Below are 2,478 nucleotides of genomic sequence, written 5' to 3'. Positions count from 1 at the left end.
TTGGGGGAATAGTGCAGCAAGTTTTAGAAACGGAACGTTTAATCCTTAGGTCATTTGAGCTGTCTGATGCAGAGCAAGTATCAGTGTTGGCTGGTGATAAACGAATCGCAGAGATGACGGCAAACATACCGCACCCTTATGAAGTTTCAGATGCAATTTCATGGATTGAAACACATGAAATTGGCTTTGCCAGCGGAGAGAGTATTGTTTACGCGATTGTACTTAAAGAATCGTTAGAGCTTATTGGAACAGTGAGTTTGCCGAGCTTAAAAGATGGCCAAGGCATCTTGGGTTATTGGTTGGGAGTCGATTTTTGGGGGCAAGGTTATGCGACAGAAGCTTCAAAGGCTTTAATTGAGTACGCAAAAGAAAGTCATGGGTTGCGAGAGTTAAAGGTCATGCATCTTGTTGGCAATGATCGTTCAAAGTCAGTTATCGATAAACTTGGTGTTACTTACGTAGAAAATCAAACACTTCGTATGCAAGGTGGTGAACGAGAGGTTTGCGTTTATATTTCAGCGTTATAAATTCACCTAACAAACGCTTCAAGAGGGACAGCCAACGCGTGGCATTTTTACTATGCGTTGGTTTTTGTGGTTACGTTGTTATGCGGAAAGTTGGTCGTGGCGTTGGCTGCCCCTTAAGCGGGCGTTATGTGCTTTTTTCTAAAACCCGTCAGATTCACTAAAACTTTTTTCTAGCTAGCCGCATCGGTTGTTTTGAATTGCCCCCCTTTAGAATGCCGTTTTGATACCTTATTTTGGCTAAAATTGGGTGTTTTAAGTGTCTGTTGTGTGTTTTTTGAGTTCGGCGCTGCGTTGCCAACCCCTTAGCCGGGCGTTAGCCCCACTATTTAATATTGAGGAAAAAAATGAATACAGATATTGTTGCAGGAAAAGGCACTGCATTACTCAGTGCTGATACGACACGGTTTGAGGAATACTTAGGTCATCTTGGTTTGCCGACTGAAAACATAATTGCTGAGCTAACCGAACGACAAGTAATAGAACAGAATCTTCCAGCATTTATAGCTTCATTACCACCAGAAGTTAGAAGAGAGGCTCGATATTTATCTAAGTTCGTTGCTGGTGCTGCAATTGGTTTATTTGATGCATCGCTAAATTACGTTTGGAACGAAGTTGTTATAAACTTACGTCATAAAGCAATTGTCTACGGGCTAGATATGTTTTTTGATGCTGCGGTTGGAGGCAATCGTCGAGAGTTTTATTCAACAGAGGAAGACTTATCAGGTATAAAAGACAACACATTAATTAACACTTGTCGAAAATTAGAATTGATCTCAGATATTGTTTATACAAAGTTGCATCATATTCTCACGATGAGAAATGATATAGGTGCTTCACATCCTAATACTTACTCAATTAATGGCTTTGAATTGCTTGGCTGGCTTCAAACGTGTGTGAAAGACATATTGAATGACAAGCCTTCAGAATCAGCAATTCAAATTAAATCATTTATAGATAACTTAAAAGTATCAACTTCTGTACTCGATGAAACGACAATAAAAAGTATGGAAAAGCCTTTAGCTGACCTGTCGTTACAAAATACAGATAACTTATTAAATAGTATATTTGGGATTTATAACACTGAAAAGACAAGTAATATTGTGCGGAAAAATATTGCATTGTTTGCGCCACATATATGGGCGAGAAGTTCAGAAAGTGTGAAGTATAAACTGGGTGTTACTCTTGATGGTTATAAAAATAACCTTCATGAAGATAAGCATAAACTTGGTATAGAATTTTTCACTTTCTGTAATGGTAATCGCTATCAATCCTTAGAGTCTCGTATTATATCTCTTGATGGTCACGTTGATGACTTGCTTGAGGCTAGATATGGTTGGGATAATTTCTATAATGAACCACCACACATGAGAAAGGTTCTATCTTACTTTGAAACTGAAAGTGATATTCCTACTGAACGTTTGGGTAAAATATTAAAAGTAATTTTAATTTGCCGAATCGGTAAGGGTATTTCATATAATACAGGTGTTTCTCCAAGTGGTCGACCGTTATATGATAAGTTCTTTTCTCTTTTAGGCGATGATAATATTATTCATGCGATAGTCGCAATGCACTCAAACGATGTTAGAGTTCATCTTGATAATAAATTCTGCCAAGATCACATGGAAGCGGTTCTTAACATTTTCAAAGCTAATGCAAGAAGTGAGCGTATCCAAGAAATTCTTGATTACTTAATCAGTAACAAGAAAATCTTGAATAAGATTCACTTGGATAAAGGTTATAAGGATGTTACTAAAAACCATATAACGTGGGGCTAACAAAGCATTTAAGAGTGATTCGCAACGCATGGCATTTTTCATTCCATTGTTGAGTTCAGTGTTTACGGTGGTTTGGTTAAGTTCCGTGGTAGCGTTGCTCACACCTTAATGCGGCGTTAGGCAAAGTGAGTTGTTATCAGCTAAATAGAGTTGGGATTGAGCAGTAAATTCCATGT

General features: G+C 38.1%; 2 protein-coding genes. Both read left to right on the top strand.

The window, feature by feature from the left end:
• Positions 1-11: 11 nt before the first annotated feature.
• Positions 12-527, top strand: a complete 516-nt coding sequence (locus tag DD616_RS17195; protein WP_055064679.1) for a GNAT family N-acetyltransferase — start codon at positions 12-14, stop codon at positions 525-527.
• Between the two features lie 344 nt (positions 528-871).
• A complete protein-coding gene (locus DD616_RS17185) occupies positions 872-2,302 on the top strand; it encodes a hypothetical protein (RefSeq protein ID WP_208871982.1) in 1,431 nt (476 codons plus the stop codon).
• Positions 2,303-2,478: the final 176 nt, after the last annotated feature.

It is taken from the genome of Vibrio anguillarum (genome assembly GCF_003390515.1).
GTDB lineage: Bacteria > Pseudomonadota > Gammaproteobacteria > Enterobacterales > Vibrionaceae > Vibrio > Vibrio anguillarum.
The sequence above is the reverse complement of the archived record's forward strand: the minus strand, read 5'-3'. Positions and strand labels throughout refer to the sequence as shown.